The organism is Streptomyces ortus (assembly GCF_026341275.1).
Classification (GTDB): Bacteria; Actinomycetota; Actinomycetes; order Streptomycetales; family Streptomycetaceae; genus Streptomyces; species Streptomyces ortus.
Genome location: NZ_JAIFZO010000002.1, coordinates 6,351,848 through 6,371,385, shown reverse-complemented (window position 1 = coordinate 6,371,385; position 19,538 = coordinate 6,351,848). Strand labels below are relative to the sequence as shown.

The following is a 19,538-nucleotide window of genomic DNA, read 5'->3' as shown; positions in this document are numbered from 1 at the left end:
CTCCCTTGCACAAGCAGGAAAGTGGGAAAGGTGAAGTGGGGTCGACGAGGTCGACCGCGTCGACGGAGGGAGTCAGGTGGACCGGGAAGTCTCAGCCGACCTTGGCGACCTTGCGGGCACTCAGATCGATCACCAGGTCACGGCTGTCGATCCAGGACCCGTTCTTGACCTTCACGAAGAGCCGCGTGCAGCGGTGCTTGCCGCAGTCCGCGACGGAGGCCGGCGTTCCCGGAACCGCCCGGAAGACCATGCCGTTGAGCAGCAGCTGGTCGGGAGTGGTCAGCTTCTTGCCGGTCGCGTCCTTGTAGTCGGCCCGCAGTCCGGCGCCCAGCGGGTCGGCGATCAGCAGTCGCGCGGCCTCGACGGTCTCGTCACGGCTGAGCGGCGGTTGGACGCCGTGCTGGGTGTCGGTCGACTCCACCTTGCCGGTGTCGAGGTTCACCGTCTTGGTGACCAGCGAGTCGTCCTTGTAGTCGTAGAACGACACCTCGGCGCGGCGCGGCGCGTTCGGGTCGTCCAGTTCGCTCGCCTCGGGCTCGGAGAGGCCGACGGTGATCCGCTGCGGCCCCTTGTCGCCCTCGACGTTCTCGCTGCTGCGGGAGAGCCCGCGGTCCAGGGCGAGCTTCTCGACCCGCTCGGTCTCGTCGTCGGTGAGCGGGTCGCGTCCCTTGCCCCGGTCGCCCTCGGCCGGAGCCTGCTCGACGACACCCGGCTGCACGGCCGCCGCTCCCTGGCCCTGGCCCTGTCCCTGGGCCTGACCCGCCGTCTGCGTGGTCCGGTCCGTCCCCTGGCCGCCGGAGTCGTCGGCACCCGCCGAGCCCGGCAGGGTGATTCCGACCATCACGGCGGTTCCGGCGACCGCTATCGCCGCACCCGCCACCACCTTGCCCAGATGGCGGTGCACTACTGTGCGCACATTTCCCCCACTCCCCCTGTTGTCTCTGGGAGTCGATCGAGTCCCACTGGTTCGGCATACCGCGTATGCACTGGTCGACGGGTAAGAGGGAGGTAAGTCCTAGGTGGTTCCATCAGTTTCGGGGACACTCGGGCGGGAGTCGCCCTCTGCGGCGTCGCACAACTGGAAGAGTTGCATCCATGCAGGTCTGGCCTGGACAGGCGTACCCACTCGGTGCCACGTACGACGGCGCCGGCACGAATTTCGCGGTCTTCTCGGAGGCCGCGGACCGGATCGAGCTGTGTCTGCTGCACGACGACGGCTCGGAAACGGCGATAGAGCTGCGCGAGACCGACGCGTTCGTCCGGCACGCGTACCTGCCCGGCGTGATGCCGGGACAGCGGTACGGCTTTCGCGTGCACGGTCCCTACGAACCGGAGCGGGGGCAGCGCTGCAATTCGGCGAAGCTGCTGCTCGACCCGTACGCGAAGGCCATAAGCGGCAGCATCGACTGGGGGGAGGAGGTGTACGGCTACCACTTCGACTCGCCGGGCAGGCGCAATGACCTGGACTCGGCACCCCACACGATGAGCTCCGTGGTGGTCAATCCGTACTTCGACTGGGGCGACGACCGGCGCCCGCGCACGGAATACCACCACACCGTGCTGTACGAGGCCCATGTGAAGGGCCTGACGATGCGGCACCCCGGGCTGCCGGACGAGCTGCGCGGCACGTACGCGGCGCTCGCCCACCCCGCCATCATCGAACATCTGACCGAACTGGGTGTCACAGCCCTCGAACTGATGCCCGTGCACCAGTTCGTGAACGACCACCGCCTGGTCGACATGGGCCTCAACAACTACTGGGGCTACAACACGATCGGCTTCTTCGCCCCCCACAACGCGTACGCGTCCTGGGGCGACCGGGGACAGCAGGTCCTGGAGTTCAAGTCGGCCGTCCGGGCGCTCCACGAGGCGGGCATCGAGGTCATCCTCGACGTGGTCTACAACCACACCGCCGAGGGCAACCACCTGGGCCCGACGCTGTCCTTCAAGGGCCTCGACAACGCCTCGTACTACCGGCTGACGGACGACCCCACCTACTACATGGACACCACGGGCACGGGCAACTCCCTGCTCATGCGTTCCCCGCACGTACTCCAGCTCATCATGGACTCGCTGCGGTACTGGGTCACCGAGATGCACGTCGACGGGTTCCGTTTCGACCTGGCGGCGACCCTGGCCCGGCAGTTCCACGAGGTGGACCGGCTGTCGTCGTTCTTCGACCTGGTCCAGCAGGACCCGGTGGTCTCCCAGGTGAAGCTGATCGCCGAACCCTGGGACGTCGGCGAGGGCGGCTACCAGGTGGGCAACTTCCCGCCCCTGTGGACCGAGTGGAACGGAAAGTACCGCGACACCGTACGGGACATGTGGCGGGGCGAGCCGCAGACGCTCGCCGAGTTCGCGTCCCGGCTGACGGGGTCCTCGGACCTCTACCAGGACGACGGGCGGCGTCCGCTGGCCTCCATCAACTTCGTCACCTGCCACGACGGCTTCACGATGCACGACCTGGTGTCGTACAACGAGAAGCACAACGACGCGAACGGCGAGGACAACCGCGACGGCGAGAGCCACAACCGCTCGTGGAACTGCGGGGCCGAGGGCGAGACCGACGATCCGGAGGTCCTGGCGCTGCGCGGACGCCAGATGCGCAACTTCACCGCGACGCTGCTGCTCTCGCAGGGCGTGCCGATGCTCAGCCACGGCGACGAGTTCGCGCGCACGCAGCACGGCAACAACAACGCGTACTGCCAGGACACGGAGCTGTCCTGGGTGCCGTGGCCCGAGGACGGCAGCGAGCTGCTGGAGTTCACGCGCGCGATGGTGCGGCTGCGGCGCGAGCATCCGGTGTTCCGGCGGCGCCGGTTCTTCCACGGGCGGCCCGTGGAGGGCACCCACGACGATCTGTCGGACATCGCCTGGTTCACGCCGGCCGGCGAGGAGATGGCGCAGGACGACTGGGACTCCACGCAGGCGCGGGCGCTGTCGGTGTTCCTCAACGGCAACGCGATCTCCGAACCGGGGCCTCGCGGGGAGCGCATCGCGGACGACTCGTTCCTGCTGCTGTTCAACGCCTCGCCGAAGACGCTGGAATTCGTGGTGCCGGTGAACCACGGGCGGCAGTGGGAGGTGGTCGTCGACACGGGGCGGGCCGCGGGGGTTGCCCCCGGGACCGGGGCGAAGGTCAAGGCGGGTGACCGGGTGTCGCTGGTCGACCGCAGCATGGTGGTGCTGCAGCGCCCGGCATAGCGCTGCTGAAGTTCCGCGCCGTTCCCCGCGCCCCCAAAAGCAAAAGATTGCGCCGTTCCCCGCGCCCCTAGGAGGGGCTGCGCCCCATCAGGGGCGCGGGGAACGGCGCAGTCTTTCAGGGGCGCGGGGAACTGCGCGAACGGGCCCGCCGGGCCGCGGCCGGAAACCTGACACGAAACCGTGGCGACCGGGTACGTAAGTCCCCATGACACCTGCCGCGCCGACCGCCACCTACCGCCTACAGCTCCAGCCGGACTTCCCCTTCGACGCAGCCGCGCAGGCGATCCCGTACCTCGCCGGTCTCGGCGTCTCCCATCTGCACCTGTCCCCCGTCCTGGAGGCCGTCCCCGGCTCGGGGCACGGCTACGACGTCGTGGACCCCGCGCGCGTGCGCGACGAACTCGGCGGCGAGCAGGGCCTGCGCGACCTCTCCCGCACCGCCCGCGAGCACGGCCTCGGGCTCGTCCTGGACATCGTGCCCAACCACATGGCGATGTCGCCCCGCCACAACCGCCCCCTGTGGGAGGTGCTCCGCGAGGGCCCCGACTCGCCGTACGCGCGCTGGTTCGACATCGACTGGGACGCCCAGGGCGGGCGTGTCCTGCTGCCGGTGCTCGGACAGCCCGTGGGCGCGGTGACGGACGACCTCGTGGTCGACGGGGACGTCCTGCGCCACCACGACCACGCGTTCCCGCTGCGGGCCGGCACCGAGGGGCTGCCGCTGCCCGAGCTGCTGGACGCCCAGTGGTACCGGCTCGCGTGGTGGCGCCTGGCCCGCACCGAGCTGAACTACCGGCGGTTCTTCAGCATCTCGGAGCTGATCGGGGTGCGGGTCGAGGACCCGGAGGTCTTCGACGCGACCCACGGCAAGATCCTCCAGCTGCTGGACGAGGGGGTCGTCGACGGGCTGCGCATCGACCACCCGGACGGCCTCGCCGACCCGGACGCGTATCTGCGCCGTCTGAACGAGGCGACGGGCGGGCGGTGGACGGTGGTGGAGAAGATCCTCGCGGACGGCGAGCCGCTGCCCGCCGCCTGGCCGGTCGCGGGCACCACCGGCTACGACGCGCTGCGGCACATCGACGGCGTCCTGACGGACCCGGCGGGGGCCGGGGAGCTCCTCGGGCAGTACCGGCGGTTCGCGGCCCCCCAGGCCGACCGCGGGGGCGTCTGGGAGGCGACCGTGCGGCGGGCCGCGTACAAGGTGGTCCATCACGAGCTGGCCGCCGAGGTCGACCGGCTCACCCGTGAGGCGGACCGGCTGTGCCGCACGTCCGCGGACCCCGTGCTGCGCGACCGGGCCCCCTGGGCCCTGCGCACCGCACTGCGCGAACTCCTCGTCCGGCTGGAGGTCTACCGGCCGTACACCTCCGGGGACGCCGCGTCGGTCCTCACCGAGGAGGCCGCACAGGAGGCGAAGCGGGTCTTCAAGGTCCCCGAGGAGGCCCACGTCGTCGATCTCGTACGGGACCTGGTGCTGGGGCGGGTCGGCGAGGGACCGGGGTTCGCGGCGTTCCGGGCCCGGTTCGCGCAGCTCGCCTCGGCGCTGCGGGCCAAGTCCGTGGAGGACACGGCGTTCTACCGGTACGTACCGCTGCTGTCGGCCACCGAGGTGGGCGGCGAGCCGGGAGCCCCCGCGGTCTCCCCGGAGGACTTCCACGCGTACTGCGCGCGCGTGCAGCGCGACTGGCCCGCCACCGGCACCGTCCTGTCCACCCACGACACCAAGCGCAGCGCCGACGTACGGGCCGCGATCTCCGTGCTCACGCAGGCCCCCGCGCGCTGGGCCGACCTGCTCGCCGACGTGACCGGGCGGACGGCCGCCGAGGGCGTGGGCGCGCCGGATCCGCAGGTGGCCTGGGCCGCCTGGCAGACCGCCGTCGGGCTCGGCCCCGCGGACGGTGAACGGCTGCGGGAGGCACTGCTGAAACACATCAGGGAAGCCGGCCTCGGCACGGCATGGACCGAGCAGGATCCGGGGTACGAGGAGGCCGTGGCGGACTTCCTGAAGGCGGGACCGTGCGGGGCGCCGGGACAGCGCGTCGCCGCGTTCAGGACGTCGCTCCAGCCGTACGTGCGGACGAACGTCCTCGGGGCGGCCCTGATCCATCTGACGATGCCCGGGGTGCCGGACCTGTACCAGGGCACGGAGGCCGAGTACCGGGCCCTGGTGGACCCGGACAACCGGCGGCCCGCGCTCTTCCCGCCGGATCTCGCGGACGCCCTGTCCGCCGAGAAGGCCGCGGTGACGGCGGCGGCCCTGCGGTTGCGGCGCCGGCGCCCCGCGGTGTTCGGCGAGTCCGCCGCGTACGAACCGCTGCCCGCCCGGGGGCCCGGGGCCGCGCACTGTCTGGCGTTCGCGCGCTCCGGAGAGGTGATCACGGCCGTCTCCCGGCTGTCGCTGCGCCTGGAGGAGGAGGGCGGTTGGCGCGACACGGAGCTGCCGCTGCCCGCGGGGCGCTGGACCGATCTGCTCGCGCCCGGCCGGGAGTTCACGGGGCACGCGCGCGTGGAGGCGCTTTTCGGACCGCTGCCCGTGGTGCTGCTGGAGCGGGTGGGAGGTGATTCCATGGCCGGCGACTGACCGGCGGCGCCGGAGTACCGGCGTCGAGCACGTCCGCCTTCCCGGGAGATACGGCGCCCCGGGCACCCATAAGTGCTGCTGGGCGCTCCCCGGAGGCGCCCCTGCATATTCTTGACACGTCCTCCAGTCCGTGGAGTACTGCGGATTGCGACACCGACCTGGACCCAGTCGGGGGTGAGTCTCCTGATGGAGCTGCGCTACCCCAGTGTGACCGAACTCGAACGCTCGGCCCGGGCTCTGGCGGCCCGGCGGCCGGGCCTGTGCTCTCTCCGTCAGGTCGGCGCCTCGCGCGCCGGCCGGCCGCTGTACCTGCTGTCCGTGGGCCGCGCCGAGCGCGCGGTGCTGATCGTCGCGGGCGCCCACGCGAACGAACCCGTCGGCGGTGCCACGCTGCTGGCGCTGGCCGAACGGGTCGTGTGCGAGCGGCGGCTGCGGGACGACACGTCCTGGCACTTCCTGCTCTGCGCGGACCCCGACGGGGCCGGCCTGCATGTGACACCGGCGCCGCACACCCTGCTCGACTACCACCTGGGCTTCTTCCGCCCCGCCGGGCCCGAGCAGCCCGAGTGGGCGCCCTCGGTGCTGCCGCCCGACCGGCTGCCGCCCGAGACGCTGGCCCTCCTGGGGGTCATAGACGAACTGCGCCCCTACCTCCAGGTGACGCTCCACGGCACCGACCTCGGCGGCAGCTGGGTGCAGCTCACCCAGGACATACCGGGTCTGGCCGAGCCGTTCGGCAAGTCCGCGGCGGAGCTGAACATCCCGGTCGAGACGGGCGCCTCGGACGCCGCCGGCTGGCCGGCCTCCGGACCCGGGGTGCATGTGATGCCCGCTCCCGGTACGGACCTGGCGTATCTGAGCATGCCGGACGACGCCCGGGAGAGCACCTGGTACCGCGCCCATCTGTACGGCGGTCTGACCGCGGTGGTCGAGGTGCCGATGTGGGCGAGCGACCTGGTGGACGATCCCGCACCGCATCCCGCGCCCGCGGCGGCGATGGGCCGCCTGGCCCGTCGGCTCCGCCAGGACGCCCGCCAGGTGGAGAGCGTCCTCACCGACGCGCTGCCGCGGCTGCCCGGCCCAGCCGGGCCGCTGCTGCGAGCCGCCCGGTGGGCGCTGGAACTGGTCCCCGGACTGGCCCGCGACTGGGTCAGGCCGCCGCCGGCGGAGACCACGATGGCGCATGTGGGCAGCGTGGACGCGTTCGGCCGCCGGCTCCCGCTGCGGGCCGCGGCGATGCTGCTGCGGGTCCTGCGGGAGGCCGACGACCGTGCCGCGCCCGGTCTGGAACAGCTGGTCGGGTCCTGGAGCGAGTCCTTCGCCCAGCGTTTCCGGGCCCGCTGGGTGCCTCTGGAACACCAGGTCGAGCACCAGAGCCGCACGGTGCTGGCCGCGGCACGGCACGCGCGCGACGGAGCGCCGTGAGACGCCCCGGTCGGAGCTGCCCCGATTGAAGGCGCCCCGGTCGCGGTGTCAGCGCGGCAGGGCGAACACGGCTCCCGTCCGCGCGGACAGCACACAGGAGTTGGCGAACGTCTCCTCGTACGCGATCGCGTGGCCGCCCCACTCGCCGCGCGCGGACACGGACACCGGCGCGTAGACCATCGGGCAGAAGGTCTCCTTGAGCGGGATCCGGCCGACGTCGCCGTGCGCGGCCCGCAGTTCCTCGCAGGCGCGCGCGGCCTGTTCGTGGCCCCGGGGCGGATCGCAGAGCAGGAGGGTGCCGCGAAGGTCGCCGGAGCGGGCCTCGCCCTGGGCAACCGTCACGTAGAGCCAGTCGCCCGAGGGTGCCGCCGGGAGCTCCGCCGCGCGGGCCGGCACCGGTCCCGCCACGAGGACTGCGCAGGCGGCCAGCAGGAAGGCCCGTACCGCCGCGGTCGCTTTCTGGTTGTTCGTCATTGCCTGTGCATCGGCACGTGGGGCCCGCGGGCCCACCCCGACTCACTCGAACGGTACTTCCGCCCTCGTCGCGGGCCTGCCGGGCGCACGCGCCCCCGGCCTCGGTACGGGGCCCCGCCGCCGGGCCAGGTCGAACGCGGCGAGCACCACCCGCGCCTGGTACTCGGCCTGCCGCGCGACCGGGATCCAGCGCGCGCCGTGGCCGTCGTGGAAGTCCGCGCACCAGCCGTCGATGAGCCGGTCGAGGTCGGCCGCCGCGCCCTGCGGGTCCTGCCCTGCGGCGGTCACCAGCTGGTGCAGCAGCCCCGCCGTGCGCAGCGCCGTCCGGCGGGCGGAGATGCGCAGCGCGGTCAGCCCGGAGGTGGTGAGCGGCGGCAGCGGGCGGGCGGCGCCCGAGGCGTCCCTGCCCGGGCCGGTGTCGGGGTCCAGGGCGTCGGCGAGGCCGGGGCAGACCAGTACGTAGTCGTCGACGGGTGCGAGGAGGCGGTCGACGTCCCCGGCGGCACTCCCGGCCGAGCCGAGGTGGGGCCTGATCCGGGCCAGCAGGTCCTGCAGGACGGCCGTGTCGCGGCGCAGGGTCCGGGCGACGTCCCGCAGCGCGCTCCCGGCGTCGGCGGACGGCGCAGGGTCCTGCACGGCCGCCACCCCCCACATGGGCGCCTCGACGACCGCGGTCACCGTTCCGTACGGCTGCGGGTGGAACCAGGTGGACTCGACGGCCGCCTCCGTGATGGCCGCGGCGAGGTCACCGCGCGTCGGCGGCGGGATGCGGTAGACCGCGGGGCCCAGGGCGGGCCAGTACAGCGTGTCGTAGGGGGCGAGTTCGAGCGGTATGTCCAGGCGTGCCGCGATGTGCGCGAGCCGGGGCGCCATGCCGGGCAGGTCGCGGGTCAGCTCGACGAAGCCGCCGCCCACGTCGACGCCGTGCAGGGAGCACTGGAAGAAGGGCCGCAGCTCGTCCTGGAGGGCGAGCAGGGCGCGGGTCTCCGGCATGGCGGCCCGCGCCGCGCCGTCGGGCAGCCACTCCGGCTGTTCCATGAAGCCGGGGCGGAAGAAGTTACGGAAGTGGTGGCCGAGGGTGTATGGGCCCGCCAGCCAGCCCTCGTTGCGGCGGGAGCCGTCGGGGTCCAGGCACAGCAGGAGGTTCCACGTCACGTCGGCGCCGTCGCACAGCCGGGGGTCGGCCAGGGCGCGTTCGGCCAGGCGCAGGACGGTGGCGCCGCCCACCGGTTCGTTGGCGTGCGGGCCCGCGACGACCAGGACCTGGCGGCTGCCGTGTCCGACGGACAGCAGCCGCAGCGGAAGTCCGGCCCGGGAGGTGCCCACCTGGCGCAGCCGGGCGTCCCGCGGGCGGCGGTGGACGAGCGCGGCGGCCCGGACGCCCAGTTCGTCGACGGAGGGATAGCGGAGGAGAGGCGGCAGGGTCTTACCTCCGCAACGAGTTACCACCGGTTCACTCGGTGTGCATGGTATACGCACAGTGAGTCACGGCGGCGGAGGTACGTCAACACTCGGTGCGGACAGAAATATGCACGCTGACGGGCTTCTTCGGGCCGACCTCGGCGGAGGCGTCGGTTCCGCCCGCCGTGCCCGTACGTCCGGTCCGCTAGGGTCTGTCTGACAATTCCCGTCTGCCGCGCGGCGCCATGCACGCACTCTCGCCGCACCGGGCGCAGAGCCAAGTACGTCCAGTACGAGGCTCTACGCCCGGCACACCGAGAGCACGCACCTGACGCCGCGCAGCCGCCCTACGGGCGACGACGGGAATTGTCAGACAGACCCTAGTCCGCGGCGAGCCGGAAGACCATCCGGCCGAAACTGACCTGGTCGCCGACCTGGACGACGGCGGCGCCGATCACCCGCCGGCCGTTCACGGCCGTGCCGTTGGTCGAACCGAGGTCGCGCAGCACCCACAGGCCGCCCTGGCGGGTGAGTTCGGCGTGCACGCGCGACACCGTCTCGTGGCTGAGCCGCAGACCGCTGGCCGGGTCACGGCCTATCCGCAGCGGGTACCGGTTCTCCGGCCGGGGCAGCAGCAGCTTGGGCAGCCGCTCCGCCTGCCAGGCCCGGCGCAGTCGCACGCCGAACCCGGAGACCGCCTCGACCGTGCCGAACAGCAGCCTCGACCAGCGGTTCTCGGTGCGCAGATCGGCGGTGAGCGCGGCGAGTTCGTCCGCGGTACGGGCGGCGAAGGCGAGTTCCATCCGCAGGAGGAACGTCTCGTGCGAGAGCCGCCCCAGGGCGGCACCCTCCCGCAGCGCCTTGAGGGTCCTGTCCCGCTCGGCGTCCGACAGCCGCGCGGGAGCGCGATAGGTGTGGAACTCCGAGGACGACGTCACGCAGCCGATTGTCTGGCAGCGCGGCCGGAGTGTCCAGAAAACACAGCACTTCAGGGCGGTGCGTGGCGCGGGGTACGGTCGTTTTCCGTCGTCCGATCAGGAGGTTCGTCGTCCGATCGGGCGGATCCGACGGTGAATTGATCTCGTTTGACGCACCATGGGACCGGCGAGGTCACGGTGAGCAGACGAGGGAGAACCGTCCGTGCAGTTCGAGGTGTGGGCACCACAGGCCGATCGCATGACGCTCCACTGCGCGGGCACCACGCGCGCGTTGGAGCCCGATCCGCGGCGCCCGGGGTGGTGGACGGGAGAGGCCGAGGCGCAGGACGGCACGCGGTACGGGTTCGCGGTGGACGACGGTCCGGTGCTGCCGGATCCGCGGTCGTACCGGCAGCCGGACGGACCGGACGGCCTGAGCGCGGTCGTCGACCAGGAGCGGTACGCCTGGCGGGCCGAGTGGGCGGGGCGCGGGCTGCCGGGTGCCGTGCTGTACGAGCTGCACGTGGGCACGTACACGCGTGAGGGCACGCTGGACGCGGCGGCCGAGCGGCTCGGGCATCTGGTGGAACTGGGTGTGACGCACGTCGAGTTGATGCCGCTGTGCCCGTTCCCGGGGAAGCACGGGTGGGGGTACGAGGGGGTGTCGCTGTGGGCCGTGCACGAGCCGTACGGCGGTCCCGAGGCGCTGAAGCGTTTCGTCGACCGGGCGCACGAGCTGGGTCTCGGGGTCGTCCTGGACGTCGTGCACAACCATCTCGGGCCGTCCGGGAACTATCTGCCCGCGTTCGGGCCGTACTTCACGGACACGCACCACACGCCGTGGGGTTCGGCGGTGAACCTGGACGCGCCCGGTTCGGACGAGGTGCGCGCGTTCCTGCTGGGCAGCGCGCTCTCCTGGCTGCGCGACTACCGGTTCGACGGGCTGCGCCTGGACGCGGTGCACGCGCTGTACGACACGCGCGCGTGCCACTTCCTGGAGGAGCTGTCGGCGGCCGTGGACGGGCTCTCCGAGGAGCTTGGCCGGCCGCTGTTCCTCATCGCCGAGTCGGACCTGGGCGACCCGCGGCTGATCACGCCCCGCAAGGAGAACGGGCTCGGTCTGCACGCGCAGTGGAACGACGACTTCCACCACGCGCTGCACACCGCGCTGACGGGCGAGACGCAGGGTTATTACGCGGACTTCGGCCGGGCCCCGCTCGCGGCGGTGGCGAAGACGCTGACGGCCGGCTACTTCCACGACGGCACGTACTCCAGCTTCCGGGGCCGACGGCACGGCCGGCCGCTCGACCGGGCGCGGGTCGCGGGGCACCGGCTGCTCGGCTACTCGCAGACCCACGACCAGATCGGCAACCGCGCCCTGGGCGACCGGCTCGCGGCCTCCCTCTCCCCCGGGCTGCTGGCCTGCGCGGCGGCGCTGACGCTCACCGGGCCGTTCACGCCGATGCTGTTCATGGGCGAGGAGTGGGCCGCGGGCACGCCCTGGCAGTTCTTCACCGACCACACGGATCCCGAACTCGCGGAGGCCGTACGGCGGGGCAGGCGGCGGGAGTTCGGGTCCCACGGGTGGGCCGAGGAGGACATCCCGGATCCGCAGGACCCCGCCACGCGCGAACGGTCCTGCCTCGACTGGTCCGAGCCGGAGAAGGGGGTCCACGCGCGCGTGCTCGCCTGGTACCGCGAGCTGATCGCCCTGCGGCACGCCCAGGCCGACCTCACGGATCCCGACCTCGCGGACGTCAAGGTCGCGTTCGACGAGAGTGCCCGCTGGCTCGCCTTCCGGCGGGGTGACGTCCGGGTGGCCGTGAACCTCGGCCCGGAACGGGCGGCGATTCCGCTGGGCACGCGGCCGGCGCGGGTGCTGGCAGCGTGGAACCCGGTCGACGTCCCCGCCGAGGACGGACTCCTGGGCCTCCCCGGAGAGTCCTGCGTGGTGCTGCTGCAGGGGTGATGCGGGGTTCCCCGCGCCCCTGAGGGAGCGGGGCTGGGTGCCGCGTTCCCCGTGCGGTTCAAAGCCAAAAGATTGCGCCGTTCCCCGCGCCCCTGATGGGGCACAGCCCCTCCCAGGGGCGCGGGGAACGGCGCAGTCTCTTGGGGGCGCGGGGAACGGCGCAATCTTTTAGGGGCGCGGGGAACGGCGCAGTCTCCTGGGGGCGCGGGGAACTGCGCGAACGGCCCCGCCGGGGCCGCCGGGGGTCACCACGTTTCGTCTGTGAGACGTTCCAGGAGGATCGCCTCCCACGCCCGCGCCCACTGCGCCCGCAACAACGGCACAGGCCGGCCCGCCCGCCCCCGAAGCCGCTCCGCGAGCCGCGTCAACGTGTCGCAACGAGCCAGCCACAACCCCCGCAGACAAGGCCGCGCCCCATACCCCGCCAGGGTCGCCGCCCGGACCGCCGCGGGCGCGCCGACCGCCAGGGCGAGCCCCGCGATGTCCTCCGTGGGATCGCCGACGACCGCGCCGGTCCAGTCGAGAACACCCCGCACCCGCCCGTCCCCGCTGACCACGAGATGCTCACCCCTGAGGTCGTGATGGACGAGGAAGGCCGCACCCGGCTGCGCGGCGAGCTGCACCACACCGGCCGCCGTGAGCTGCTGCAGCCTGGCGGGGTCGAACTCGTCGGCGGCGGCGAGCTGTTCGGCGGCCCGCTCGGCGGCGGTACGCAGCGCCTCGAGGGACCGGGACGTCGCCCGCGGCACGCCCAGCGACTCGGCCTGCTGCCCCGGCACCTCGCGCAGTCCGCCGAGCAGCCCCGCCAGATCGGCCTCCCCCACCGCGGAGACGTCCCGCTGCTCGCCGGACCCGCCGGGGATCAGGGTGTCGAGGGTGTACGTCAGCCCGCTCGCCCATTCGCCGTGGGCGACGCTCACCGGGACGGCGACGCCGAGGTGCGGGCGTACCAGCTCACGCAGTCGCAGTTCGCGCCGCCGGCGCCGGGACGCCTCGCGGTCCGGGGCGAGCCGCAGCACATGCCGTGCGCCCACGAACCAGGTGAAGTGCTCGTCGCCCTCGCCGACGGGCGCGATCCGGAGCCCACCGCCGTCCGCGCCAGGAGAGTCCGGGAACGCGGAGTCCCGCGGCCCGGAGTCCCGCGGCGGGTCGTCCTGGAGCAGGGAGCGGACGACGCGTCGCACGGTGTCCGCGGTGGGTGTCGTTGCCTGGGTCATGGTCGCGCCGTCCGCCGTTGGGGAGTCCGGGGTGCGGGATCCGCCGTCCGATGCCTGCTGAGCGAGCGTGGTCAGTTCACGACGGCCATCTCCCGGGGGGTGTCGTTCAGGCGGCGCCCACCGTCCTCGGTGACCGTCACGATGTCCTCGATGCGGACCCCGAAGCGGCCCGGCAGATAGATGCCGGGCTCCACGGAGAAGCACATCCCGGGGACGAGGGGCTGCTCCTCGCCCTCGATCATGTACGGCGGTTCATGGGTGGTGACGCCGATGCCGTGCCCGGTGCGATGGATGAAGCGGTCGCCGTACCCCGCCTCGGTGATGAGGGCGCGGGCGGCCCGGTCGACGTCCTGGCAGGCGGCACCCGGCCGCACCGCCTCGAACCCGGCCTGCTGGGCGGCGCGCACGATGTCGTGGACGCGCTGCTCCTCGGCGTCCGGCTCGCCGACGTGCACCGTACGGGAGGTGTCCGAGCCGTAGCCGTGCTTCAGTCCGCCGAAGTCGAGGACGACCGTGTCGCCGTGCTCGATGACACGGGAGCCGGCCTCGTGGTGCGGGCTCGCGCCGTTCGGCCCCGACCCGACGACCGTGAAGTCCACCTGCTCGTGTCCGAAGTGCCGCAGCAGCTCGGCGAGGTCGCCCGCGACGTCCGACTCGCGGCGCCCCGCGAAGGCGACCTTCAGAATCTCCTCGTACGTGGCGTCGGCGGCGGCGCCCGCGGCGGCCAGCCGGTCCAGTTCGGCGCCGTCCTTGACGGCCCGCAGCATCGGCAGTCCCTCGCTGAGGGAGACGTACGAGGTGCCGGGCAGCTCCTTCTGCAGGCCCAGCAGGTGCAGCGCCCAGGCGTTGTCGCTGACGCCGTAGCGGCCCGAGGCGTCCAGGAGCGGGGCCGTGACCGCGTACGGGTCCCTGCCGTCGGTCCAGTCGCGGAGCTTCAGGGCGGGCGCGCCCACCGCCTTCTCGGCGTCCGGGGCCTCCAGGGTGGGCACGACGAGCATGGGGTCCCGCCCGGCGGCGAGCACCAGCAGGGTGAGCCGTTCGGTGGCCGCGGGCGGCGCGTAGCCGGTGAGCCAGACGAGGTCGGGTCCGGGCGCGACGAGCACTCCGGCGAGCCCCGCCTCGTCGGCGGCCCGGGCGGCGCGCTCCATCCGGGCCCGGTGGTCGTCGGCGGTGAAGGGCGCGGGCGTGCCGGTCATCCGGTCCTCCGTGGGTCGATCCCTGGGGCGGGGTACGGGGCGGGGTGCGGGGTGAGCCGCGGGTGCGAAGGGGCCACGGGCAGCATCCTGCCCGGACGGCGGAGGTGACGCGAGCCGTCGGGGGCGCTTCTTCCGAATCTTTCGAACGCGTCGGCCGCCCAGGATCGGCCGACCGCCGAGGACCGACAGCACCCGGCCGCAGACCTGCGCCGACCCGCACACCGGCCCGGGACCTCCCTTCCGGGTGGCGGTGCCTGTCACGTGATGACGCCCGGGGTCACCGACAGTTGCTGCCGGCCGCCGTTCGCGTGCCGCAGGGTGAGGCCGACCGGCTCGCCGGGCCGCGCGGCGGCGACGGCCCGTGCGAGGTCGGCGGCGGAGTCGACGCGGGTCGCGCCGAGGGCAAGCAGCACATCACCCCGTACGAGGCCCGCGGTGTGGCCGGGCCCGGGGACGTGCACGGCGACCAGGAGCGCGCCCGGGCCGCCGGACGCGTCGACGGCCTCCACACCCAGCGTCGGCCGCTCCGCGGTCCGGACGGCGGGTGACGAGGGCCGCGGGTGCCCGGAAGGACCGGCGAGCGCGGCCGAACTCCCGCCGCCCGGACCGGACTCGTCGGTGCCGGCCTTCGCGGACGCGGCGGACGGCTCCCGGGCACCCGCCCGTTCGTTCGCCTCGGCGAGCCTGCTCATACCGATCACCGTGGCGCCCACGGTGCCGAGCCCGACCCCCGACAGCACGAGGACCGTCCCGACGAAGAGGCCGGACACCAGGGTCCTGAGCCGTCGCCCGCGCCGCCGCGAGGCGGGCGGGCGGTGGACCCGACCGGACGAGCGGTCGCCGCCGCCCGGTTCCTGACCCGGCATCGGCTTGGGACGCAGCACTGTCTGTTCCATGGATCGCCTCCGGCCGGAGCCCTACCCTCCGTACCTGCTCGCGACGATCCCCGAACGGGTGATACCGCTTGCCCGTCCTGCGCCCCGGCTCAGCGGACCGCGGCCGTGGCGGTCCGCCGGACACCGCCGAACGGCAGCTCCGGGAGCTGCCCCGGCACGAAGCCGTGGGCCCGGCGGGCCAGGTCGGCGGCTCCGTACCGCCGGCAGTCGTAGTGCCACTTCAGGATGCCGGCCATCCAGTTCTGCAGCTCCACGACATAGCCCTCCATGATCCCGCGGGCCTCGTCGGAGAGGTCGAAGTCCTCGTACAGGACGGGGAACTCATGGGCGGCGACATGCTCGAACTGCCGCATGCGCTGGGTCATCAGGTCGTGGACGATGCCGAGCGCCTTCGGGTAGTCGCAGCCGAAGAAGTTCTGCACGACGAGGATGAGGTTGTGCACCTCGCCCTCGTACTCGATCTCCTTCTGGTACGAGAAGACGTCGTTGATGAGCATCCCGTAGTCGATCGCCGCGTTCTCCAGGGCCCGGACGGGGCCGCTGCGGTAGACCTCCGGCGGTACCGCGGGGCCGTGGCCCAGCCGGCACAGGCTCATGGTGAGGTCGGAGCCGAAGGTCGCGCGGCGCATCTCCAGGTAGTCGACGGGGTCGGGGACGCGGTTCTGGAGCTGGTTGGACAGCTCCCACACCCAGCTCTCCGTCATGACCTCCACCGAGGCCCGCAGGGTGCGGCGCGCGTCCGGCGTCATCCTGGCCGTGGTGCGCAGCCAGAGGTCGGCGAGTGCGCGCTCCATCGCGTTGGCCGGGGGCGGGATCTCCTGCCCGTCGTCGGGCATGCAGGCGGAGAGCCGTGCGGTGCACAGTTTCGCCGCGGCCAGGTCCCTGCGGTTGCCGAACACCATCGGGTAGTAGTCGTCGCCGTACGTCCCCCACACGAGCCACTGGGCGCTCAGGTCCAGCGCCTCGGGCGTGCCGTCGGGATCGAGTCCCGCCGAGCACAGCGGCAGGTCGTAGGCGGTGAGCTTGTCCTCGTCCCAGACGCCCTCCTGGAGGATGCCCATGCTGTGCGCCCACGGGGTGATGCGCCGGCGGGCCCCGTCCAGGCCGGCGTTGAGGCGGACCTGGAACGGCATGTAGAAGTCGGGCAGCAGGGAGGGCCCCACCTTCTGGAACGGCACGTGCGTGTACGCGCGCAGCCGCTCGGCGCCGGCCGCGGCGAGCAGCGCGCCGACGTCGGCGGCGGAGGTGCCGAGGCCGGTGAGGCCGTCCAGCGGCGACGACTTGAGCGCTCCCTCGTTCATGTACCGGCTGGACCGCAGGTGCCACTCGTGGCCGCCCGCCTGCCAGTCCTGCAGCCCTCGCGTGTACGCGGCGACGGCCCGTACCTCTTCGGGTGTGAGGCCCTTCTCCAGGGCCAGCGCGGGCACTTCGGTGAGCGCGGTGTGGTCGAACTGGTACAGCCGGGAGGAGAGGACGTCGTTGACGGTGTCGGCGGCCTCCTGCGTCGTACAGCCGAAGAACGTCTCCAGGACGAGCACGCCGTTGCTCAGCTCGCCCTCCTCCTCGACCTCGCGCCGGTACGAGAAGAGGTCGTTGCGCAGGTGGACCGCGTCGGAGAAGGTCTCCATCAGCACGCGCATCGGCCGTGAGCGGGCGACCTGGTCGGGGACCTCCGCCGTCGCGTACTCCACGAGCCCCGCCGACCAGGGGGCGCCGCCCACCTTGCGGCGCATCTCGATGTACTCGACGGGGTTCGCGATCCGCCCTTCGTTGATGTTGGACAGCTCCCACATCGACTCGTTGAGCAGATGCTCGGTGGACTCGGCGAACCGCCGGCGCCATCCCATCGACATCGCGGGGACCGTACGGGCCCACAGGTCGGCGAGGCCCGCCTCGACCGGGTTCCGCGGCTCGGGCACGGCGGTCGCGAGGTCGAGCGGCATGAAGAGCGGCAGGCGGTCCAGGTAGGCCTTGCCGCCGGCCCGGTCCTGGCCGCGCTTGAAGGTCTCCAGGAAGTGGTCGTCGAAGAAGAAGACCCACACGTACCAGTCGGTGATGAGGGAGAGGGCGGGCCCGTCGCATTCGGGGTGCGTGTACGCGCACAGCAGTCCGTAGTCGTGGGCGTCGAGGTCGGCCTGCTCCCAGATGCCGGAGCCCTCCAGCATGCCCATGCCGCGGGCCCACTCGGTGGTGTGGGTGCGGGCCTCGTCCAGGTGCGGGTTCAGCCGTGCGGGGTACGGCGTGTAGAAGTGGGGAAGTTCGAACGGCTGCGTCATGCGGCGGGCCTACCCGGGGTTGTCCGGGGGCATCCGTGCGGCAGGCGATGATCGCACCATCGCGTGAACGGACGAGTGAAGGGGGCTCCGCGGGGGAAGGGGTGGGCGTTTTTCGTCCACGCCTCAGGGGCTGCGCCCCCGAACCCCCGGTCCTCAAACGCCGGAGGGGCTGAATTACTTCAGCCCGTCCGGCGTTTGCGGACGAAGGGGGGCGAGGGGGCGGAGCCCCCATACGTGGACGGGAACGGACGCCCGAACGCGGGGGCCGGGCCTCCGGTGGGCCGGCCACCGGAGGCCCGTCTCAGTGCTGTTGGGCCTTCTGCGGTGTGGCCTCGCTCGGCCGTACGACGACGAACCCCTCCCCCTGGAGCATCAGCTGCACGGCCTCGCCCGAGCCCCCGCGGATCATCGACCCGATGGACTGCGAACGGTGCAGCGAGGTCTGGAGACTGGCCGTCCAGCCGACGACCGCGTCCGTGTCGACGTACACCGGCCACTGCGGGGAGACCGGGATGACCAGCGGGTTGCCCTCGCAGACCAGACCGAGCCTGCCCTGCCCGGTGAAGACGCTGTTGAACAGTCCGCCGCCGGAGATGCCCGCCCCCTTCACCGTCTTGATCTCGTACGTCAACGAGGCGTCGAAGCACAGGATGTTGCGGCCGTTGACGGTGAAGACGTCACCGGAGTCGATGTCGATGATGAAGCAGTTCTGCGCCTCGTGCGCGAACCACGCCTCCCCCTGCCCGCGCACCGTCATGAGCGGCAGGCCCTCGCCGGTGACCGCACGCTTGAGCATGCCGCCGACCCCTTGGCCCTTGCGCTCGAACTGCAGACTGCCCCGGTAGGCGATCATCGCGCCCTGCCGGGCCAGCATCTCGCCGTTGACGGCGTACCTGATCGACTTGGCGTTCTGCACGCTCATGCCCGCCGTGGCGGCCGGCTGCACCATGTACTCGCTGGAAAACAGATCACCCTTCATCGGGGCATCCTTTCCCGCCGGACACCCCTCGCACCATCCCTCAACAGGAGAAAAGGCGCCAGCGAAGGTATCCACCCGTACGACGAAAGGCGGGGGCGGCCGGCGCCCGCTCGCGCCGGCCGCCCCCACGGGGCCTTTCGGCCCCACCCTGTGGGGGGTGGTCATCGGTTCCCGGTCAGCCGTCCACCGGCCGTGCGCGGCGACCGTTCAGGGTGTTACCCACGGTTCGGACGTGGCTCGAACGACGATAGGCGGCATCCCCGGCCCTCGGATACGGGGAAAACCCTCGATCCGCGACGGAGGACCCCCGGGGCCCCCGATCCCGCCCTTGGGAACCACCCTTCGCGGCGCCCTCCTGAAGCCCTACACGATGCCCTTCGCGACGCTCTTCGCGCCGCCCGCCGCGCTGTCGTCGCCAGCCGCCGCACCGGTCAGGACGGCGCTCGCGACCACGTCGAAGAGGCGACCGGCGCGCGGCGCGAGCGCCGGCTGGTCGCCGAGCCAGGCGAGCGCCGCGATCAGTGCGAACAGATCGGTGCCGTCGATGTCGGCGCGCGCCGCGCCCACGGCCTGCGCGCGCGTGAGGAGCCGCGCGCCGGCCGCCCGCAGGGTGACGCACGAGGCGTGCAGCGCGGACTCGGTGTCCTCGATGGCGGCGGCCATCAGCACGGTCACGCCCCGGTACTCGGTGGTCCAGCCGACGCAGTCACGCAGCCACACCACCAGCGCCTCCTCGGGCGAGCCCGACGCTTCGAGGGCGTCCGCCCGCGCGGTCAGCTCCTCGAAACTCGTGTGGAGCAGGGCTTCGAGCAGCGCCTCGCGTGTCGGGAAGTGCCGGAGCAGAGTGGCGAGCCCGACGTCCGCCCGGCGCGCGATGTCGCGCAGCGACACGTCGACTCCGTGCTCGGCGAGGGCGGCACCCGCCACGGCGAGCACATGGTCGCGGTTCTTCCTGGCGTCGGCCCGCACCTGTCCCCCTTGACTATCCGGATCAGTGGTC

General features: G+C 72.7%; 14 protein-coding genes. 4 read left to right on the top strand and 10 right to left on the bottom strand.

Going from position 1 to position 19,538, the window contains the following annotated elements; translation table 11 throughout:
* Window positions 1-91: 91 nt before the first annotated feature.
* The gene (locus K3769_RS31275; RefSeq protein WP_267029606.1) at window positions 92-916 is read right to left on the bottom strand and encodes a Tat pathway signal sequence domain protein; all 825 of its coding nucleotides are present in this window, start codon (window positions 914-916) and stop codon (window positions 92-94) included.
* Between the two features lie 179 nt (window positions 917-1,095).
* On the opposite strand from K3769_RS31275, the gene glgX reads away from it, so the two are divergent.
* From glgX to K3769_RS31260, 3 genes are all read left to right on the top strand, one after another.
* Window positions 1,096-3,204 (top strand): glycogen debranching protein GlgX, encoded by a 2,109-nt coding sequence (glgX, locus tag K3769_RS31270; RefSeq protein ID WP_267029605.1) that lies wholly within the window; start codon window positions 1,096-1,098, stop codon window positions 3,202-3,204.
* 205 nt (window positions 3,205-3,409) lie between these two features.
* The gene (treY, locus tag K3769_RS31265; RefSeq protein WP_267029604.1) at window positions 3,410-5,788 is read left to right on the top strand and encodes a malto-oligosyltrehalose synthase; all 2,379 of its coding nucleotides are present in this window, start codon (window positions 3,410-3,412) and stop codon (window positions 5,786-5,788) included.
* Window positions 5,789-5,962: 174 nt separating this feature from the next.
* Window positions 5,963-7,213: a M14 family zinc carboxypeptidase gene (locus K3769_RS31260; protein WP_267029603.1), complete on the top strand. Its 1,251-nt coding sequence runs from the start codon at window positions 5,963-5,965 to the stop codon at window positions 7,211-7,213.
* Window positions 7,214-7,261: 48 nt separating this feature from the next.
* Here the strand turns inward: K3769_RS31260 and K3769_RS31255 are convergent, their stop codons facing one another.
* The 3 genes from K3769_RS31255 to K3769_RS31245 form a co-directional block, all read right to left on the bottom strand.
* Complete coding sequence (locus K3769_RS31255) at window positions 7,262-7,687, bottom strand: SSI family serine proteinase inhibitor (RefSeq protein ID WP_267029602.1); 426 nt, start codon at window positions 7,685-7,687, stop codon at window positions 7,262-7,264.
* 42 nt (window positions 7,688-7,729) lie between these two features.
* Window positions 7,730-9,136, bottom strand: a complete 1,407-nt coding sequence (locus K3769_RS31250) for a M14 family zinc carboxypeptidase (protein ID WP_267029601.1) — start codon at window positions 9,134-9,136, stop codon at window positions 7,730-7,732.
* 332 nt (window positions 9,137-9,468) lie between these two features.
* Window positions 9,469-10,026, bottom strand: a complete 558-nt coding sequence (locus K3769_RS31245) for a DUF1707 and FHA domain-containing protein (protein WP_267029600.1) — start codon at window positions 10,024-10,026, stop codon at window positions 9,469-9,471.
* Window positions 10,027-10,228: 202 nt separating this feature from the next.
* Here K3769_RS31245 and treZ point away from each other — a divergent pair, with 202 nt between their 5' ends.
* A complete protein-coding gene (gene treZ / locus K3769_RS31240; protein ID WP_267029599.1) occupies window positions 10,229-11,974 on the top strand; it encodes a malto-oligosyltrehalose trehalohydrolase in 1,746 nt (581 codons plus the stop codon).
* A 245-nt stretch (window positions 11,975-12,219) separates the two neighbouring features.
* Here the strand turns inward: treZ and K3769_RS31235 are convergent, their stop codons facing one another.
* The 6 genes from K3769_RS31235 to K3769_RS31210 all read right to left on the bottom strand — a co-directional run bounded on the left by K3769_RS31235 (window position 12,220) and on the right by K3769_RS31210 (window position 19,507).
* On the bottom strand, window positions 12,220-13,191 hold the full coding sequence (locus tag K3769_RS31235) for an aminoglycoside phosphotransferase family protein (RefSeq protein WP_267029598.1): 972 nt from the start codon (window positions 13,189-13,191) through the stop codon (window positions 12,220-12,222).
* Window positions 13,192-13,262: 71 nt separating this feature from the next.
* Entirely contained in the window at window positions 13,263-14,387 is a 1,125-nt protein-coding gene (locus K3769_RS31230) for an aminopeptidase P family protein (RefSeq protein WP_267029597.1), read from the bottom strand.
* Window positions 14,388-14,644: 257 nt separating this feature from the next.
* The gene (locus K3769_RS31225; protein WP_267029596.1) at window positions 14,645-15,283 is read right to left on the bottom strand and encodes a S1C family serine protease; all 639 of its coding nucleotides are present in this window, start codon (window positions 15,281-15,283) and stop codon (window positions 14,645-14,647) included.
* A gap of 89 nt (window positions 15,284-15,372) precedes the next feature.
* Window positions 15,373-17,559 (bottom strand): germacradienol/geosmin synthase Cyc2, encoded by a 2,187-nt coding sequence (gene cyc2 / locus K3769_RS31220; protein ID WP_267029595.1) that lies wholly within the window; start codon window positions 17,557-17,559, stop codon window positions 15,373-15,375.
* Between the two features lie 301 nt (window positions 17,560-17,860).
* Entirely contained in the window at window positions 17,861-18,538 is a 678-nt protein-coding gene (locus K3769_RS31215) for an AIM24 family protein (protein WP_267029594.1), read from the bottom strand.
* A 363-nt stretch (window positions 18,539-18,901) separates the two neighbouring features.
* Window positions 18,902-19,507: a TetR/AcrR family transcriptional regulator gene (locus tag K3769_RS31210; RefSeq protein WP_267029593.1), complete on the bottom strand. Its 606-nt coding sequence runs from the start codon at window positions 19,505-19,507 to the stop codon at window positions 18,902-18,904.
* Between the last annotated feature and the right edge of the window lie 31 nt (window positions 19,508-19,538).